This is a genomic window from Viridibacillus arvi, assembly GCF_001274945.1.
Lineage (GTDB): Bacteria > Bacillota > Bacilli > Bacillales_A > Planococcaceae > Viridibacillus > Viridibacillus arvi.
This window is the reverse complement of the sequence record NZ_LILB01000016.1, coordinates 1-1,626: the sequence shown is the minus strand read 5'-3', so window position 1 is coordinate 1,626 and position 1,626 is coordinate 1. Positions and strand designations below refer to the sequence as shown.

Genomic DNA, 1,626 nt, shown 5'->3' with positions numbered 1-1,626 from the left:
GTCAAGTACTTTTGAAAGAATTTTATTGGAATAGATGATTTTGATTTAGGTGGTAGGGGTACCCCTACCACCTAAATCAAAATTGCGCATACCAAAAAGACCCTAACGAAATATCGTTTTTTCGCAAGGTCCAAATATGATATAGTTAACGTAACCGATTACGAATAGGTTGATGCTGTTTCGTAGTCATAGGTTATTTCGTGTGTAATAAGGTGAAATGCCACTTTCAAGAACTTATTCATACACGCTACGGACGCAACTTTATGAGGTTTCCTCTGAGGTTGCGTTTTTAATTTGTCGTAATACTCCACAAGATGGTTCTTTGTCTTTTGACGAAGTGTAATCATTGTTTGAATCATATAAAACAGAATTTTTCGTAGTTTATTGTTTCCTCTTTTGTTGATTTTGTCTCTGTAAAACGTATTGCCCGATTGATAACGCATAATATCAATTCCTACATAGGCATTTAACTGTTTGTGATTCTTAAATCGATGAATGTCACCCAATTCACCAATAAGTCGCACCGCTGTTGCTTCACCGATTCCAGGAAATGATATGAGGATTTGATATTCCTTTCTGTTTCTTGAAAGTTCTACCATTTGCTTTACGAGATTTTCTTTTTTCTCTTTCAAATCGGCTATCCGCTTGGCATAGTCTCGTACTTGTTCACAACGGACATCCTCTTTTGAAATTGCAGGGTACGAATCCTTTGCAGCTTCTAATAATGCAATTCCTTTTTGTTCAGCACGTGCGAGTGAGAGATTCTTTTTTGTGTTCGCTTTTAGGCGATTACGAATCACTGTTTTTGAACAAGCTACTACTTCATCTGGGTGCGGATATAGTTGCACGATATTTAAAAAGAGGGCCGATCGTGTAGTAAACAATCGTTCTAATTCTGGAAAACTTAGTTGAAGAATGGCGTGCATTCGATTAAATAAATGGTTGATTTCTGTATCGATTTCATCATAATAGCGTGTGAGTGCACGCATTTGTTTATAATAATCATCTTGAGAATAGGTTGCTGAACGTTTTATTCGAAAATGAGATTTCGCCAGTTCATGTGCATCACTTTTATCTGTTTTTTGACGACGCATCGAGGCCATCTGAAGATTCGCTTCAAGTGGATTGATGCGATGATATGTGTAGCCTTCTGTTTGAAAGAAGCGTTCTAATGATGCAGAATAGGCACCCGTTGCTTCAAAAACAATTTCTAGTGCTTGTCCATCTTGTTTCGTTAAAAATCGAAGTCTTTCGTTCAACGTTTCAAAAGAAGATTTTGAATGTGAAATTTCGCCTTCAAATTCACATTGACGATAATGGTTATAAATTACGATTGTACTTTTACCCATACTGACATCAAATGCGACTACATGTTTCATCTGTATTTCTCCTTTTTATCCAATCATAGAAGTCTTCACAGTGCCTTATCGATTCCATTTTCTTTTACACGATCTCGAGGATCCAACATACTAAACTGATTCAAATAAGGGTGTGAAGTTGGTCGGTTTTTTAATACGGACTCTCAAATGGTCCCAAGAGCTGTGCGACCTTCCTTCACTTCTACTATAAAAAAATAGTAGCACAAACCATGGCCATGGTTTGTACTACTAATGTTAGTATGTTTTT

At 36.7% G+C, this 1,626-nt stretch carries 1 protein-coding gene; it reads right to left on the bottom strand.

Annotation, left to right across the window (positions count from 1 at the left end; all coding sequences use genetic code 11):
• Positions 1–158: 158 nt before the first annotated feature.
• On the bottom strand, positions 159–1,379 hold the full coding sequence (locus AMD00_RS22565; protein ID WP_053419248.1) for an IS110 family RNA-guided transposase: 1,221 nt from the start codon (positions 1,377–1,379) through the stop codon (positions 159–161).
• Positions 1,380–1,626: the final 247 nt, after the last annotated feature.